This is a genomic window from Neorhizobium huautlense (assembly GCF_002968575.1).
In the GTDB taxonomy this organism is placed as follows: Bacteria; Pseudomonadota; Alphaproteobacteria; order Rhizobiales; family Rhizobiaceae; genus Neorhizobium; species Neorhizobium huautlense.
Genome location: NZ_PVBM01000015.1, coordinates 19010 through 35545 on the forward strand (window position 1 = coordinate 19010; position 16536 = coordinate 35545).

The following is a 16536-nucleotide window of genomic DNA, read 5'->3' on the forward strand; positions in this document are numbered from 1 at the left end:
TCAAGCAGACCTCCAAACAGCATCGATGATCGCCTCATCGGCGCCGTCTAGGAATAGTTGCAAGGTTTAAATTCCACGCGTGGTCACGGCGTTTCAGCCGGGTTCTAGCCGGCCGCAACAAACCGCTCTATTGACGGCGGGCCTGCCGCCGGCGATCCTCCAAGCCCGCCATTTATATCAGCAAGTTAATTGGCAATCTCCCGTTTTTCAGAGAAATTGCGATCTTATCACCGCGGTCCAGATCAGCCAAATGCTGCTTCCCACGATAATGCCTCGAGCCGGCAGGGTTTTGATATCACACGATTACGAAGTCCCGGTATGTTAGCGAGAGGTTTGGGTCGAGGTCGGCAAACAGGATCCGCCCACCGGAAGCGCTGCCATTGCTGTCGTAAAACAGATCGCCGCTGTCGCGTTCGTAGATCAGAAAGTCGTTGGCATCACGGGCAAGGCCGGTCGTGTTGCTGACGAACATGCTGGACGAGATGGCGCCATTCGACGTGAAGCGGGTGAAGATGGCGTTGTCCAGTTCAATTGCATCGTAGGTGACGTTGAAGTCGTCGATCAGATCGACATTGCCGGAAGAACTGAGCCCGGTATTGAAGAGAAACCTGTCGTACCCGCTGCCGCCGATGAGCCTGTCATTGCCGCTGCCACCGGAAAGCCGGTCATTGCCGGAACCACCGCTCAGGAGGTCATTGCCGGAACCACCAAGCACAGTGTCATTGCCGGTTTCGCCGTAAAGCGAATCGTTGCCGGAATCGCCGTAGATGTAATCGTTGCCGCCGCTGCCCCAGAGCTTGTTGCTACCGATCGAGCCGTAGAGCTTGTCGGCCGCACCACTTCCGACTGCGTTCTCGATGCTGACGAGGGTCTCCTCGTAATTGGTGCCCTTGGTATGGGCATAGCCATCGCGAAGGTCGACCACCACGCCGGAACCAGCCAGATCCGGATCATCGTCCTGCAGTTCATAGCTAATCACATCGGTGCCGGAGCCACCGTTGAAATAGTTATTGAACCCGACAGAGTAGAAGCTATCGTTGCCGATCTCACCGTAATAGTCGCTGTGGAAGGTCGAAACTTCAAACACGTCGTTCCCGTCGTAACCACGCACGACGTCGTAGTAGTCGGGATTGGTGGAAAATCCGATGGTGGAATAAAAATCGTTGCCGGTTCCCAGATCGATCTCGTTGCCGCCCTCGTAGACGTTATAGACGCGATCGTCGCCTGCCCCGGCGGCCACCCAATTCCATCCGCCGTTGGAGCCACCGACATTCAGGTAGATGCGATCGTTGCCACCATAGGCATAAATATCGAGCTCGTACCCGTAGTCGTCCTGATAGATGGTGTTGGCGTAGTCATTGCCCCGCACGATTGCCATATCTCACTCCTGGTATTTGGTCCTGCGCCTTGGGTAGCATCGACAAGATGAACAGCAGCAGAACGGCAAATTCATCCGCATAGTGCGGCTATCAATATAGTCCCCTGCCGCGCCGCGCCCGTTGCCACACCATGCCAGTCTTCTGACCGAAATCGGCCTCGTCTTTCCACCAAATCTCCGTCGACGTTCCGTCCGCTAGGCCGCCCAGAGGCGGCTCTTAATGAAGGAGATGTTTTTTGAGCAATCGTGATCTCAGCACTTCAGGCGCCACTGGATCAACGCCGGATCTGGCCCTGCCTTCGATGATCTCAGCCAACGTCACCTTCTGGGCAGCAGACCAGCGAGGTTCCAGTTCGGCAAACCACAGGCGCGTTGAGGCCGTCGAACCTGCTGCGTTGAACTCTGGGATCTAGTCGCCCATCCGGCGGCGTCTTCACCTTTTCCGTTGTCGGCTTCGTCCTTATGAGTCTGTTCTGCGGCCACCTGCCTAGACGGGACTGGTGGTGCGCCATAACAAGCGCTGCCTCTGGCTCCCCTTCTGACGAATTGATCGTTACCTATATGCCAGTATGGACCCAGGAGACCGTGGCTGGGGCGCCAGGATTCGAACCTGGGAATGCCGGTACCAAAAACCGGTGCCTTACCGCTTGGCGACGCCCCAACACTTGCGGGCGGCAAATCGCAAAAAACCGCCCCGGCAGGTGGCTTGCTCTAGCAAAGCTTGTTCGGCCTCTCAACGGCTAACTTCACGATTTTCCATTTTTCCGATGCGCATTTTTGAATGCACTGCCGCAAAAGCGGTGATAGATGCTCCTGACAAGAGACGAAGATCACACACGCTGAGGCCGGCATGGCAGAGGATCTCACCTTCGATATGGAATTTTCCCCTGCCTACGGCACGCCGGTGCCTGTCGCCTACGGCGTCGAGCGGTTAACCGTCAATAACCCCTCCCCATTCACGTTCCATGGAACCAATACCTATATCGTTGGCGGCTCATCCGTGGCCGTCATCGATCCCGGCCCCGAGAACGAGGCACATTTTAGAGCCCTGATGGCGGCACTCAAAGGGCGCGAAGTCACCCATATCTTCGTCAGCCACACGCATCGCGACCACTCTCCGCTTGCCCGACGGCTTAAGGAGGCAACCGGAGCAGTAACCGTCGCCGAAGGGCCGCACCGGGCCGCTCGTCCGCTACACGTCGGCGAAACCAATCCCTTCGCGGAAAGTTCAGATATCGACTTCGTCCCCGACATTGCGGTCGCAGACGGAGAAACGATCGAGGGGGACGGCTGGGCGCTTTCTTCCCTTCATACGCCAGGCCATACGGCCAACCACGCGGCCTTCGCGCTTGAAGGGACGGGCGTGGTTTTTTCCGCCGATCACGTCATGGCCTGGGCAACGACGATCGTGGCGCCGCCGGACGGCTCGATGGCCGATTTCATGGCCTCGGTCGACACACTGCTTGAGCGGGACGACCGGATCTTTTTTCCCGGTCATGGTGGGCCGGTAAAAGAGCCGACGTCTTTCCTCAGAGGCCTTCGCACCCACCGCCGCATGCGCGAGCGCGCCGTCCTGGAGCGCATTCGCGCAGGTGACCGGCTGATCCCGGACATGGTGAAGGTGATCTATGCCAGCACCGATCCGCGCCTGCATGGTGCAGCCGCGCTCTCCGTACTGGCGCATCTGGAAGACCTGGTGGAAAAAGGCCGCGTCGTCACCGAGGGCCCGCCCTCTCTGGCGGGCACCTATTGGCTGGCGTAGGAGAGTAGGATGTCCGGCCAGAACTACAGCTATCGTCACGACCTCGCGGTGCCTGACTTCAATGATAACGGCCCGATCATCATCTTCGACGGCGATTGCGTCTTCTGCTCCGGCTGGGTGAAATTCCTCCTCAAGCACGACCGGCGCGGCCGCTATCGATTCCTCACCGCGCAGTCGCCGCTCGGTATCGCTCTTTACCGGCACTACGGCCTGGAAACCCGCAACTACGAGACCAATCTGCTGCTCGACGGAGGCCGGCCTTATTTCAAGTCGGAGGCCACGCTGCGGGTGCTGGGTTCCCTCGGCATGCGATGGTCGCTCATGCGGTTCCTGTCCGTCCTGCCTCGGTCATTCCGCGACTGAGGTTATGACATCATCGCCCGGAACCGTTACCGGATCGCCGGCAGACGCTCGTCCTGCTTCGTGCCAACGGCCGCAGATAAACATCGTTTCCTCGCGTAAAGCGCCGACCCGGTCGTCAGTTGCCGGCGATACCCAAGAGTTCGGTGTCGAGCCGATCAAGGAAGTCTTCGGCAATCGCTTCACCCACGCCAAGGTCATGCGGTCCATAACGGGAGGCGACGCGGATATCGACCGAAGTGGTCTCGGCATCTTCGCGCAGACGGATAACGAGATCGAAGCGCAGTCCGAGAACCAGCGTGCGGGCCTCTCCCTGAAGCAGGACGTCGCCGGCATTGCCGAAAACGGTGGTGAGCGACGGCTCGGGACGCGGCAGCGGGATCGGCGCCAGATCCGGCACCGGGGCCTGCTCGTCCTCGGGCGCAGGCCGCTCGGCGATATCCGGCGCGATCAACTCCACCCCTTCCCTGCGCGTCACCGAAATGCGCGCCGAAAGCATAGCCTTCTGCACGCCTTCATAGACGCGGTCGAGGGCACCTTCATACCGGCGCCCGGTAAGCCCCGGATAGGCGGCAAACTGCGCACGCCTGTCCGCCGGCGTGGTGGTAGCCGGCCGCGACAGCCATTGCTGCTTTGCATTCGGCTCGGCAATCCATGTCGGCGGGTCGGCAATATCCGTCGAAATATCGAAAAGCGGCGGCAGCGTGTAATAGGAGAGCGTACCGGCCGCGACGACCCCGAGCGGCACTGCCGCGTAGAAGAGGCCCTTGGCGGCTGCGACGCCGCCTTCCGCACCCACCTGCCAGAGCCGCGTCAGCCCGATCAATGATAACGGCACTGAGACTGCCGCAATCGCCGCGGCAAGGAAGGTCAAAGATAAAAAATCCGGTGTCGTCAGCGGGCCGAAGCGATGGGCAAGTGTCGCGATGGCGAAAAGCACGAGCGCGGAAAGTCCCAGCCTTCTTGCAGCATAGGCCGAATGGGAAACGGGCCGGACAAAACGGACGGTCATGCTGACACGAAGCTCACGACAATATGAGGACACCGGCACTTATATCTAAAGCAGCCATTCTTAAATGGAAATCGCTTTGTTCGTCCCTTTGCACAAGGAGATCCGCCCGTGCGCAATACCGGTATCTTAAGCGTCATCCTGTTGTCCTTGCTTGTGACCGCTTGCCAATCCTCCTCCGGCTTTTCGCGGGCAGACCGTTCGGTATTTCAATCCACCGACAATTGACGGCGACGAGCCTGAAGCAGGTTCAGACATGGTGCGGGCAGTCGTTCTTGTGTAAAAAAGGCGAAGTCGGGTTCGCACCCTGCGTTTTTCCTTGGGAGTTTCCTTCATGCGCCTTCGTCGTCCTCTCCTGCTTGCAGCGCTCGCCTTGCCGCTTGCGGCTTGCCAGACCATGACGCCCGAAGAGCGCCGCGCAGCTGACGAGACTATCTGCGCAGGCTATGGCTTCCGGCGCGGCTCCGAAGCGATGGCGCGCTGCGTGCTGGATCTGGAGCTCGACCGCCGGGCGGAGTCGCGTGCCTTCCAGGCCCGCAGCAGTTCGATGATGTGGCGCCCCATGATCGTCGAGCGGCGCGTGATAGTCGAAAGACGGTAGGCGTATCGGCAACTTGGCGCTGACCGGAACACATTACAGCGTCACGCTCATGTGATAGGGCTGAGCTTCGAGAAAAATTTTCTGCAGGCTGTAACCGATCGCACCAGGCTTCCGAATACCAACGAGACAGCATGACCATCGCCCATTCGGAAGAAGCCCTGAAGACGCTGATGCTTCTATCCCTCGATGGGGACGAGGCAGCCTACCGGCGTTTGCTGAACGCTCTGCGCGTCCTGCTCGTCGGCTATTACAGCCGCAGGATGAGCGCGGCGACGAGAGCGGATATGGAAGACCTTGTCCAGGAGACACTGCTGGCGCTGCATTCCCGACGAGCAACATACGATCGCAATCGCCCGTTCACGTCCTGGTTCTTCTCGATCGCGCGCTACAAGCTGATCGACCACCACCGCGGTCGCGGTGGGCGGATGATGGCGGAGGTGGAACTCGGCGAGGATTTCGAAAGCGGTTTCAGCGAAGATGCGGTGACGGCCCGCATGGATGTCGAGCGGCTTCTCGACAGCCTGCCGGCAAAACAGCAGGAAATCATCCGTCAGGTGAAACTGGAGGGGCAATCGGTCGCCGACACGGCAAGCCGCACCGGCCAATCCGAATCGGCAGTCAAGGTCGGCATCCACAGGGGCCTGAAGGCATTGGCGGAGAAATTGCGAGGCGAAACGTGAAACGGACAGACGATATCATCGACAGCCTGGTGAAGGACCTTAAGCCGGTAGCGCCCCGCACGCTGGAGCGGCGCTTGGCGCTTGACCTCGTCGTTACTCTTGCCGTTTCGCTGCTCCTCATGCTGACGATCCTGGGCTTGCGCGTCGATATGAACGAGGCGCTCATGCTGCCCGTCTTCTGGATCAAGTCCGCCTATAACGCACTGCTTGCAGTCGTCGCGCTCCTGGCGGTCTACCACCTCGCCCGCCCGGACGGTTCGGAGGGACGCTTCTTTGTCTTGATTGCCGTGATCTTCCTGGCCATGGCAGTCGCCGCCGCAATCCAGCTGATGATGTCTCCGGGTGAGACCTATCGGGTCCTCATCTTGGGGTCCTCGGCTCTGCACTGCCCCTTCCTTATCTTCGCCTTCGCACTTCCGGTCCTTGCCGGAAATATCTTGTGGTTGCGTCGAGCGGCACCGACCGATCTGCGCCTGACGGGGCTTATAGCGGGCATTGCCGCCGGCGCGGCGGGTGCCTGGGTTTATTCCTGGTTCTGCACCGAAAACGGCATGCCTTTCGTGCTGATCTGGTATTCCCTCGGAATTCTGATGACCGGCCTTATCGGCGCTCTCATCGGCCCCCGCCTGCTGCGCTGGTAGGCAGGTCAGGCTACACCTCGATCAGCGGCGGTATTGAAGCTCGATTTTTACGCTCTCCGGCCCGTAGACAAAAATCTGGCCGATATCGGTACCCGGTATGGCGTCGTGTTCGAAGCGGTAACCGGTCGCCTCGATATCCCTGATGGCGATATCCCGGTCATAAAAGGCAAAGGCCACGTGGTCGTAGATGCCAACAGGAGGATCATCTTTCCGATCAACGGGAAGCAGATGAATGCAGGAATGGCCATCGAGATAAAGCCAATGCCCTGGGAAAGGGAACGGCGGACGAAAGCCTTCCTTCACTCCCAACACCTTTTCGAGGAACGCCATCATCGGCCCCGGATCGCGGGTGCGGATCGTTACATGGTCCAAGCGCGGCATCTGGTCCTCCCCGTCGCCCCCGTTCACTCACAGACAAATTCTGCCACAGCCGTCGCCTGAAAACGACTCCTCATTCCATTCCGGCCAACGATATCCGGCAGATGAATAAGTTGGGCCGGTCAGAAATTTTTCATCTCGTAATGCGGGATGCCGACTTCGAAGAACTCCTCGCCAAAGGTTTTGAAGCCGAAGCGTTCGTACATTGCTGTCTTGTCGCTTTGCGCCGACAGGCAAAAACGGTTTTCGCGCGCAGTCCGGTGGACATCCATGGCATGTCGGATCATGGCGCTTGCAATTCCCTTGCCGCGCCAGGCATGGCTGACGACAACCCGTCCGATCCTGACGAAGTCGTCGGCGTAGATCAATCGGAGCGTGCCGCAAACTTCGCCGGAGAGGATCGCCACGAAATGAAAGGCCGTCAGATCGTCAGCATCGAACTCCATATCCGCCGGCACGTTCTGCTCGACGATGAAGACCTCGCGACGCAGCCGAAAACCCTCGTTGCAGAGCGTGCTGAAAACCGGCACGGCAAGTACGGTCACCGGGTTCATGGTTTTTTCCCCTCTATCGCCGCCTGGGCCGCCGCAAGCCTGGCGATCGGCACGCGGAAAGGCGAACACGATACATAGTCAAGCCCGGCGTCTTCGCAGAAGCGGATCGATGCCGGGTCGCCGCCATGCTCGCCGCAAATCCCGAGCTTCAGGTCGTTTCGTGTCCTGCGGCCGCGTTCGGCGGCCAGTCTGATCAGTTCTCCAACGCCGTCGAAATCCAGAGAAATGAACGGATCGTGCTCGATGATGCCTTTGCGCTGGTAGGTCGGGATGAAGGTCGCCGCGTCATCGCGCGAAATCCCGAACGTCGTCTGGGTAAGGTCGTTGGTGCCGAAGGAGAAGAACTGTGCTGTCTCGGCAATCACATGGGCGCGGATCGCAGCCCGCGGCAACTCGATCATCGTGCCGGCGAGGTAAGCGATCGGCGTGCCGCTTTCCTTGGCAACATCATCGGCAACCCGGTCGATGACGCCCTTCACGTAATCGAGTTCGGTGCGAAGGCTGACGAGCGGCACCATGATTTCAAGCTCCACGGGCTCGCCGGTTTCCCGGGCGGCGGCCACGGCAGCCTCGAAAATAGCGCGAGCCTGCATCTCGGCAATCTCGGGATAGGAGATCGCCAGACGGCAGCCACGATGGCCGAGCATGGGGTTGAACTCATGGATAGCGTCGATGCGGCGGGCGAGAAATGCCGGCGGCATGCCCATGGCCTTGGCGACATCGGCAATCTCGGCCTCCGTCTTAGGCAGAAATTCGTGCAGCGGCGGGTCAAGCAGGCGGATCGTTACAGGCAGGCCGTGCATGATGGTGAAAAGCTCGGTGAAATCCGAGCGCTGCATCGGCAGGAGTTTCGCGAGAGCTGCCCGGCGGCCGTTTTCGTCTTCCGCAAGGATCATCTCGCGCATCACATGGATGCGGTCACCCTCGAAGAACATGTGCTCGGTGCGGCAAAGGCCGATACCTTCAGCGCCGAACGAGCGGGCAGCCCGCGCGTCCTGAGGCGTGTCGGCATTGGTGCGCACCGTCATGCGACGGTTCTTGTCAGCCCAGGCCATCAGCTTGCCGAAATCGCCGGAAAGCGCCGGCTGAATCATCGGCACCGTTCCCTGCAACACCTGGCCGGACGAGCCATCGATGGTGATCGTGTCACCTCGCTTCAGCGTGATGCCGCCGACGCCGATCAAAAGTTCGTCGCGAAGGTCGACACGCATCGAACCAGCGCCGACGACGCAGGGGATACCCATGCCACGGGCGACCACCGCTGCGTGGCTGGTCATGCCGCCGCGTGTGGTGAGAATTCCTTCGGCCGCATGCATGCCGTGAATGTCTTCGGGGCTCGTTTCGATCCGCACAAGAATGACCTTGCGCCCCTCCGATTCCGCTGCCACCGCCTCTTCGGCGGTGAAGACGATCTCGCCGGTGGCCGCGCCCGGCGACGCCGGAAGGCCCGAGCCGATAATATGGCGTTCGACGCGCGGATCGATGGTGGGATGCAGCAGTTGATCCAGAGAAGGAGGCTCGATCCGGCAGATCGCCTCTTCCTCGGAGATCACTCCCTCCTCCACCATATCGACGGCGATCTTCATCGCCGCGCGGGTGGTGCGCTTGCCCGAACGGGTCTGCAGCATCCAGAGCGTTCCCCGCTCGATGGTGAATTCGAGGTCCTGCATGTCGCGGTAATGGGCTTCCAGCCGTTCGCAGATCGCCTTGAATTCTAAAAAAGCCTCCGGCATCAGCTTTTCCATCGAGGGCTTTTCGGAGCCCGACGCGATGCGCCCCTCTTCGGTGATCGACTGCGGCGTGCGGATGCCGGCGACGACATCCTCGCCCTGGGCATTTACCAAAAACTCGCCGTAAAGCGCTCTTTCACCTGTCGACGGGTTGCGGGTGAACGCAACCCCCGTTGCCGACGACGAGCCGAGGTTGCCGAACACCATGGTCTGGACGTTGACGGCCGTACCCCATTCTTCGGGAATGCGGTGGAGGGTCCGGTAGGTCAGCGCACGCGGGTTCATCCAGCTCGAGAACACCGCGGCAATCGCCTTCCACAGCTGGATATGCGGATCCTGCGGAAAGCTCTCTCCCAACTCCTCTTCGATGATCTTCTTGTAGAGGCCGACGACATGCTGCCATTCGACCGCGGAAAGATCGGTATCGTAATCATGGCCGAAGCGGGCCTTCTCGTCCTCCAGTATCTCCTCGAACACTTCGTGATCGAGACCCATGACGACGTCGGCATACATCTGGATGAACCGCCGGTAGCTATCCCAGGCAAAGCGGGCATCGCCGGCGTCGTGACCAAGCGCCTGCACCGTCTCGTCGTTAAGGCCTAGGTTAAGGACGGTATCCATCATCCCGGGCATGGAGGCGCGCGCACCGGAGCGGACGGAGAGCAGAAGCGGCTTGGTCGAGCCCCCGAAGCTGCGCCCCGTCAGCTCCTCCATGGCAGCGATGCCCTCGAGAACCTGGATTTTCAGGTCATCGGGAAGGGTCCGGCCATGTTCAAAATAATGGGCGCAAGCATTAGCGATGATGGTCATACCCGGCGGCACAGGCAAGCCAAGGCTCGCCATCTCGGCGAGATTTGCGCCCTTTCCACCTAACCGCTCAAGGTCGACGGCGCGGCCCTCGGCCTCGCCACCGCCGAAGCGATAGACCCACTTCATCATGCTGCCCTCCACCCGATGCAGTCTGTTTTTCGCCATAACTACAGGTTTTACGACGGTTTGGAAACGCAGTAGGCAAGGATTATGTTGCAACGCAGCAAATAAAAGCTGCAGCGCGGAAGGATAGCGGGTTTCTGGGAAAACAAGCTTTGCGGGGCCGGATCACAGGCGGCCCCGCAAAGCCTTCCGTCCGAGACAGGAAACCCGGACGGGGGGTCTAAGGCTCCGACGTGAGCGTCGGAGCACCAGGAAGTTCAATGGACTTCCTCCGAATTCAACAAGACAACAATAGCGGAAAATTTCAATCACCCATATGGGTGATTCTACTTAATTGACGAGCATTTTTCCTGGGCACATTAGATTTGCTCAGCTTGCCTCACGCAACAGCTCCGCCGTCTGCAAGTCGACGGACACAAGCTGGGAGACACCTTGCTCCGCCATTGTGACACCGAAAAGCCTGTTCATACGCGCCATGGTTATGGGGTTGTGCGTGATAATGATGAAGCGGGTTTCGGTGGACGCCGCCATTTCGTCCATGAGATTGCAGTAACGCTCGACGTTATGGTCGTCGAGCGGCGCATCCACTTCGTCCAGAACGCAGATCGGCGCGGGATTGGTGAGGAAAACCGCAAAGATCAGTGCCATGGCGGTCAGGGCCTGTTCGCCGCCTGAAAGCAGCGTCATGGTCTGTGGTTTCTTGCCCGGCGGTCGCGCAAGGATTTCGAGCCCGGCCTCAAGCGGATCGTCCGATTCGATAAGCTGCAGTTCCGCCGTGCCGCCGCCGAAAAGGTGGGTGAAGAGCCGCTGGAATTCCGCGTTGACCACATCAAAAGCCGCCAGCAGACGCTCACGGCCTTCACGGTTCAGACTCTGGATCGCCCCGCGCAGCTTGCGAATCGCGTCGATCACATCGGCGCGCTCGCGCATCAATGTATCGAGCTTGTCGGAAAGCTCCTTTTGCTCCTCGTCGGCACGAAGATTGACCGCACCCAATCGCTCGCGCTCCATCCGCAACCGATCGACCTCCCGCTCGATTTCCCTGATATCGGGCATCGGCGCATCGGGTTTCAGGCCGGCAAGGCGCAGGACTTCATGGGGCGCAACGTTCAAGGTCTCGCGGATGCGGCTTTCGCTTTCGTGGCGCTTTTCGGCAGCGGAGACTAAACGTTCCTCGGCGCGGCCGCGTCTTTCCCGAACTTCGGCCAGTTCGGACAGCGCGGTGACGGCAATCCGGTCCGTCTCACGCTGAAGCGTTTCAGCCTCGGCAAGCCGGTCAGCGGCGGCGCGCCGCATGTCGTCGGCCTTCTGCAGCTCCGAAAGCAGCGCGCGCCGCTTGTCGTCAAGCTCCTCGGGTGCGGCTTCGAGATCGGCTATCTCCTCGCGGGCCTCGTCCTCGCGCTCACGCAGGCTTGCGATGTGACCGGCAGCACTCGCCGCTCGGGTGGTCCACGCGGCGCGTTCCTGAGCGATCGCCGACAGGCGGCGCTTGCGGCCTTCCGTCTCGCGGCTCAGTCCCTCGTAGCGGGCACGTGCCTCGGCGAGCAAGCTGCGATCGGTCGCAACCACCAACTGCTGCTCGCGCAGCCGGTTGTCGAGATTAGAAATATCCGGAGCATGTTCCAGTTCAACGCGCGCATTCTCCTCCTGAACGCCCAGATCCTCGATCTGCCCGCTGATCTGATTGACGGCCTCGGCGATCACGTCACGGCGGCGCATCAGGTCGCCAGCAGCGCGTTCGGCCGAAGCAAGTGCATCGCGCGCTTCGGAAAGCTGCCGCGCAGCAAGACGGCCGCCTTCGCGGGCATCGGCAAGCTGGCGCTCCCGAGCCCCGATTTCGGACGCGGCGGCGGCAAGTGCCACCTCTGTTTCCGACAGGACGATACGCGCCTCGTCGATTTCCGCCTCAAGCTCGGAGAGCCGGTTCTTCTGAGAAAGGCGCAGGGCGGCGGCGCCAGGCGCTTCCGAACCGGTGACGTGACCATCCCAGCGATAAACGGCGCCTTCCTTCGTCACCAGACGCTGGCCGGGATGCAGGAGCCGGATTAGGTTCGGGGCATCCGCTTCGGAAACGAGGCCGATCTGCGCCAGGCGGCGGGCAAGTTCCGGCGGAGCCGTAACATGGGCGATCAGCGGCTTTGCACCGGGCGGTAGGTCCGGATCGCTTGAGCCATCGCCGTTCAACGACCAATAGGTCGGTGCGTTGGCGTCGACGGGGCTTTCCAGATCATCGCCCAATGCGGCTCCAAGTGCTGCCTCGTAACCGCGGTCGACGCGGATCATTTCGGCAACAGCCACGAAATCGCCAGAAGCGGCGCCGGCAGCAAGCATCCTGGAGATCGTACGCGCTTCGGTTTCCAAGCCGTTCAGTGCGGAGCGGGCCGCTTCCACCGGGCCGCGGGCCGCCAATTCATCCGCACGCGCCGACGCGAGTGCGGCTTCGACTTCCTCGGCAACCGCGGCTGCATCCTCGACCGCGAATTCGGCTGCCTCCACCGCTTCGCGCTTTTCGGCCGGGTCATCAAGTCCTGAGAGGCGATCGTTGATCGAGTCGAGCTCGCGCCTGGAGTCGCTAAGCTGCCGTTCGAGACGCTGGCGGCGCTCGGCAAGATCGCGGATTGCCCGCTCCAGCTGGTTGCGTCCAGCAGCCGCTTCCGCTCGCTCGGCGGTGATGGCGGAAGACAGTTTCTCGCTTTCGCCGAGTTCGGCCGCCGCAGCCTCAAACGCCGCATGCAGCTCTTCGGCCTGCACACCGGATTCGGCCAGAATCTCGCTGAGCTCGGCCTCTTCCTGGTCGAGCTTCTCCAGGAAAACCGCATTGTCAGCGGCCAGTTGCTCTTCGCGGCGGATATCCTCGCCGAGCTGCGCAAGGCGGCGTGTCAGTTCATCGCGGCGCTTCAGGAGACGGTTTACCTCCTCCTCCAACTGACCGCGGGCGATCTGCAGGCGCTGGAGCGCAGCCCCCGCCTTTGCCTCTTCCTCGCGCAGTTCCGGCAGCTTCAGGCTGGCGACCGCCTGTTCTTTTGCCGCCTCCATCTGCGCCTGCGCCTTCTCGGCCACGACGACCGTGATCTGGTTCAGCGCGCTTTCCGCTTCGGCTTCCGCCTCCTTGGCCTGCGTCCAGCGAATATGCAGAAGCTGCGCTTCGCGCGAGCGGATATCGGCTGAAAGCGTCTTGAAGCGGTTAGCCTGCCGGGCCTGCCGTTTCAGGCTCTCTATCTGGCTTTCGAGCTGGCTCAGCACGTCGTCGAGACGTTCGAGATTGGTTTCGGCGGCGCGCAGGCGAAGCTCGGCCTCATGGCGGCGAGAATGGAGGCCGGAGATACCAGCTGCCTCTTCCAAGAGCTGACGGCGAGCCTGCGGTTTCGCCTGGATGAGCTCCCCGATCCGGCCCTGACCGACCATGGACGGCGAGCGCGCGCCGGTCGATGCATCGGCAAAGAGCAACTGCACGTCCTTGGCGCGCGCCTCCTTGCCGTTGATCCGATAAATCGAACCGGCTTCACGCTCGATCCGGCGGCTTACCTGAATTTCATCGGCATCATTGAAAGCGGCAGGCGCGGTGCGGTCGGAATTGTCGAGGTAGAGGCCGACTTCGGCGGTGTTGCGGGCCGGGCGGTTGCCGGAGCCGGAAAAGATCACGTCGTCCATGCCGGACGCGCGCATGTTCTTGTAGGAATTCTCGCCCATTACCCAGCGCAACGCTTCGACAAGGTTGGACTTGCCGCAGCCGTTCGGGCCGACCACACCGGTCAACCCGCGTTCGATGACGAATTCCATCGGCTCGACGAAAGACTTGAATCCGACGAGGCGCAGCTTGGTGAACTTCATGCCGCGCCCCTCATCTTCCCCTTAAGGAAGATAAGCTCACAACAGGCTGTCGATGAGCGCTGACATGGATTCAACCGATAGGTCCCCAGAATACTTCTTGCCGTTGATCAGGAAAGTCGGGGTGGAATTCACACCGAAGTCGTCAGCTCCCCGCTTTACGACCGCGTTTACTTCATCGAGAAGCTTCTGGTTCGTCAAGCAAGCTTCGAAACTCTGCTGTGAGTAACCTGCCAGTTTGACACTTTGCAGCAATGCATTGCGCACATTTCCGTCCGCCGGAGCCGCCCAGGCGCGCTGCTGCTTGAAGAGCATCGAGACCATCGGGAAATATTGGGCCGGAGCAGAAAGCTCCTGCGGGTTCTGCGGATTGCAGCGGGCCAGCATGAAGGCGGCCGTCGCGACCGGATCGAACGGGAATTCCCGGATGATGAAACGCACCTTGCCAGTGTCGATATACTTGGTCTTGATCGTGTCGAAGGTCTTGTTGTGGAAGTTGGCGCAGTGCGGGCAGGTCATCGACATATATTCGATGACCGTCACAGGCGCCTTCTCCTCACCCAGCGCCATTTCCGGCAGCGGACCCGGCTTGATGGCAGCTGCCATGTCCACGTCGCCCTGGGACTCGGGAAGTTCCTGCGCAAAAGCTTCGGAAACGCCGAGCGGCAAGGCCAGCGCCAGGGCGGTTACGGCAACACCGCCCAAAAGCGCGCGCCGGGTCATGGTGACATCGTTCATCTGCATGGAACACCTGTAAGCGAGAGGTCTCAATATTTTTGACATTCCGTAACGCGACGCCCGAACAGGAACAAGCTGTCGATAGGCAAATCTCTTCAAAGAATTGTGACAAATCAGAGATGTATCAAGGATGAACGCAAGCTTCTTAAGGTCACCGCTTGCTTTTCTTCTGGAGCACGGCTGTCCCAAGTCGCTCGACAGCCTTTTTCAGCGCCTCGCTTTCGATGCCCTCCATCATCGTTTCAAGCCGCTTGGCTGCCTCGCCCTTCAGCGGCGGAGGCTTGCGGGGATGCTTGAAGGTTTGCGAGACGGGCTTTTGGACGATACGTATCTGGCGGACGGCCGGAAAGCCGAAAAAGCCGTTGATGCGCGCAATCAACTCGCCCTGGGCGTGGGTCAGAAAAAGGGCGCGGGCGCCTTCGCAAGCGATCGTCAGGACGCCGGCCTGATAGCCGCCGCCTGCGGCAAAACCTTCGTCGCGCCGCGGCCAGGCGATTTTTTCCGGTCGGGTGCAGTCTGCAAAATCCTCGCCGGCGATTTCGTCCCAGGAGCCGAGCAGCGCCGTCGAGATGCCGGCGCGGCGGGCAAGCACCGGATCGATGATGCCGTTCGCCACTTCGGAAATCTGAAACTCCCGTTTTCCTCTCTGGCTGCGCGTCTTTTCCGGGCCGTTCATTCGAAATCCGATCCAGTTGATCGAAAGTCATTATAGAGACCGGAATGCGATCGGGAAAGCGATCGTGGGTCAGGCTTCAGCGAGTGGTTCTACAATCCTGTTCCCCCAGCTTTCCTCCGGGCCTGCGATTGGCGAAAACAGGCGCAGCCACTATGTTCGTTCACATGACGAGTTCTTCTGCCCTTTCTGCCGATCTCCCGCTTTCGTTCCCGGAAAAGCTGCTTGCCTGGTACGACCGGCACCATCGGGAGCTGCCCTGGCGGGTGAGCCCGGCGGCGGCGAAGGCGGGCGGGCGGGCCGATCCCTATCGCGTCTGGTTGTCGGAGGTCATGCTGCAGCAGACCACCGTCCAGGCGGTCAAACCCTATTTCGCCAAGTTCCTGGCGCTCTGGCCGAAGGTCACCGATCTCGCCGCAGCGCCTGCCGAGGACGTGATGGCCGCCTGGGCAGGGCTTGGTTATTACGCCCGCGCCCGAAACCTGAAGAAATGCGCCGAGGCGGTGGCCGCCGAGCACCAGGGCATCTTTCCCGATACGGAGGAAGGCCTGCGCGCACTTCCCGGCATCGGCGACTATACGTCCGCGGCGGTTGCGGCAATCGCCTTCAACCGACGAGCCGCAGTCATGGACGGCAATGTCGAGCGTGTGATTTCGAGGCTTTACGCCATCGATGCGCCGCTACCGGGCTCAAAGCCCTTGATGAAGGCGAAGGTTGCTGATCTGACGCCTGCCGACCGGCCGGGGGATTTCGCCCAGGCGATGATGGATCTCGGTGCGACGATTTGCACGCCGAAGCGACCGGCCTGTACGCTCTGCCCCTTTCGCGAAGACTGTCTCGCCTTCGCAAAACATGATCCGGAACGCTTTCCCGTGAAGGCCGCGAAAAAAGAAAGACCGGTGCGGATGGGTGCGGCCTTCGTGGCGGTAACACCCGAAGGCGAGGTATTGCTGCGTCGGCGGATCGAAAGCGGCCTGCTCGGCGGCATGACAGAAGTGCCGACAACGGCGTGGACCGCGCGTCTCGACGGCGGCACGAGCCCTAACCACGCTCCATTCCCCGCCGACTGGCAGGCCTGCGGCACGGTCGTCCATGTCTTTACCCATTTCGAGCTCAGGCTTTCCGTCTTCCGGACGAGAACCGAGAAAATAGAGGCGAATAACGGATGGTGGGAGCCGGTCACAAATCTTGAGGCCCAAGCCCTGCCAACCGTCATGAAAAAGGTCATCGCCGAGGCTATCCCACGAGCCTTCGAAAAACTTCCGAACTGA

13 protein-coding genes, 1 tRNA gene and 1 pseudogene are annotated in these 16536 nt (G+C 60.8%); 6 read left to right on the plus strand and 9 right to left on the minus strand.

Annotated features, from left to right (window positions below; all coding sequences use genetic code 11):
• Positions 1-295: 295 nt before the first annotated feature.
• Positions 296-1378 carry a calcium-binding protein gene (locus C5L12_RS16765; protein ID WP_105373200.1) on the minus strand — a complete coding sequence of 361 codons (1083 nt, stop codon included), beginning with the start codon at positions 1376-1378 and terminating at the stop codon, positions 296-298.
• A gap of 586 nt (positions 1379-1964) precedes the next feature.
• A tRNA-Gln gene (locus C5L12_RS16770) sits at positions 1965-2039 on the minus strand.
• A 189-nt stretch (positions 2040-2228) separates the two neighbouring features.
• On the opposite strand from C5L12_RS16770, the gene C5L12_RS16775 reads away from it, so the two are divergent.
• Both C5L12_RS16775 and C5L12_RS16780 read left to right on the plus strand, forming a co-directional pair.
• On the plus strand, positions 2229-3140 hold the full coding sequence (locus C5L12_RS16775) for an MBL fold metallo-hydrolase (RefSeq protein ID WP_105373201.1): 912 nt from the start codon (positions 2229-2231) through the stop codon (positions 3138-3140).
• Between the two features lie 9 nt (positions 3141-3149).
• Positions 3150-3602 (plus strand): annotated as a pseudogene (locus tag C5L12_RS16780) (thiol-disulfide oxidoreductase DCC family protein).
• Positions 3603-3618: 16 nt separating this feature from the next.
• On the opposite strand, the gene C5L12_RS16785 reads toward C5L12_RS16780, so the two are convergent.
• The gene (locus C5L12_RS16785; RefSeq protein ID WP_105373202.1) at positions 3619-4512 is read right to left on the minus strand and encodes a DUF1499 domain-containing protein; all 894 of its coding nucleotides are present in this window, start codon (positions 4510-4512) and stop codon (positions 3619-3621) included.
• 331 nt (positions 4513-4843) lie between these two features.
• Here C5L12_RS16785 and C5L12_RS16790 point away from each other — a divergent pair, with 331 nt between their 5' ends.
• From C5L12_RS16790 to C5L12_RS16800, 3 genes are all read left to right on the plus strand, one after another.
• Positions 4844-5110, plus strand: coding sequence for a hypothetical protein (locus C5L12_RS16790; protein WP_105373203.1), 267 nt, complete (start codon positions 4844-4846; stop codon positions 5108-5110).
• Positions 5111-5241: 131 nt separating this feature from the next.
• Positions 5242-5790: a sigma-70 family RNA polymerase sigma factor gene (locus tag C5L12_RS16795; RefSeq protein ID WP_105373204.1), complete on the plus strand. Its 549-nt coding sequence runs from the start codon at positions 5242-5244 to the stop codon at positions 5788-5790.
• Positions 5787-6431, plus strand: coding sequence for an NrsF family protein (locus tag C5L12_RS16800; RefSeq protein WP_105373205.1), 645 nt, complete (start codon positions 5787-5789; stop codon positions 6429-6431). Before C5L12_RS16795 ends, C5L12_RS16800 begins: the two co-directional genes overlap by 4 nt.
• Before the next feature lie 21 nt (positions 6432-6452).
• Here the strand turns inward: C5L12_RS16800 and C5L12_RS16805 are convergent, their stop codons facing one another.
• The 6 genes from C5L12_RS16805 to C5L12_RS16830 form a co-directional block, all read right to left on the minus strand.
• Positions 6453-6812 (minus strand): VOC family protein, encoded by a 360-nt coding sequence (locus tag C5L12_RS16805; RefSeq protein WP_105373206.1) that lies wholly within the window; start codon positions 6810-6812, stop codon positions 6453-6455.
• Between the two features lie 119 nt (positions 6813-6931).
• Complete coding sequence (locus C5L12_RS16810; protein ID WP_105373207.1) at positions 6932-7363, minus strand: GNAT family N-acetyltransferase; 432 nt, start codon at positions 7361-7363, stop codon at positions 6932-6934.
• Complete coding sequence (gene ppdK / locus C5L12_RS16815; protein WP_105373208.1) at positions 7360-10032, minus strand: pyruvate, phosphate dikinase; 2673 nt, start codon at positions 10030-10032, stop codon at positions 7360-7362. The genes C5L12_RS16810 and ppdK overlap by 4 nt, the downstream gene beginning before the upstream one ends.
• 363 nt (positions 10033-10395) lie before the next feature.
• On the minus strand, positions 10396-13857 hold the full coding sequence (locus tag C5L12_RS16820; protein WP_105373209.1) for a chromosome segregation SMC family protein: 3462 nt from the start codon (positions 13855-13857) through the stop codon (positions 10396-10398).
• A 36-nt stretch (positions 13858-13893) separates the two neighbouring features.
• Positions 13894-14598: a DsbA family protein gene (locus C5L12_RS16825; RefSeq protein ID WP_105373210.1), complete on the minus strand. Its 705-nt coding sequence runs from the start codon at positions 14596-14598 to the stop codon at positions 13894-13896.
• A 145-nt stretch (positions 14599-14743) separates the two neighbouring features.
• Positions 14744-15268, minus strand: a complete 525-nt coding sequence (locus C5L12_RS16830; RefSeq protein ID WP_105373211.1) for a DUF721 domain-containing protein — start codon at positions 15266-15268, stop codon at positions 14744-14746.
• Positions 15269-15432: 164 nt separating this feature from the next.
• Here C5L12_RS16830 and mutY point away from each other — a divergent pair, with 164 nt between their 5' ends.
• Positions 15433-16536, plus strand: coding sequence for an A/G-specific adenine glycosylase (gene mutY, locus C5L12_RS16835; RefSeq protein ID WP_105373302.1), 1104 nt, complete (start codon positions 15433-15435; stop codon positions 16534-16536).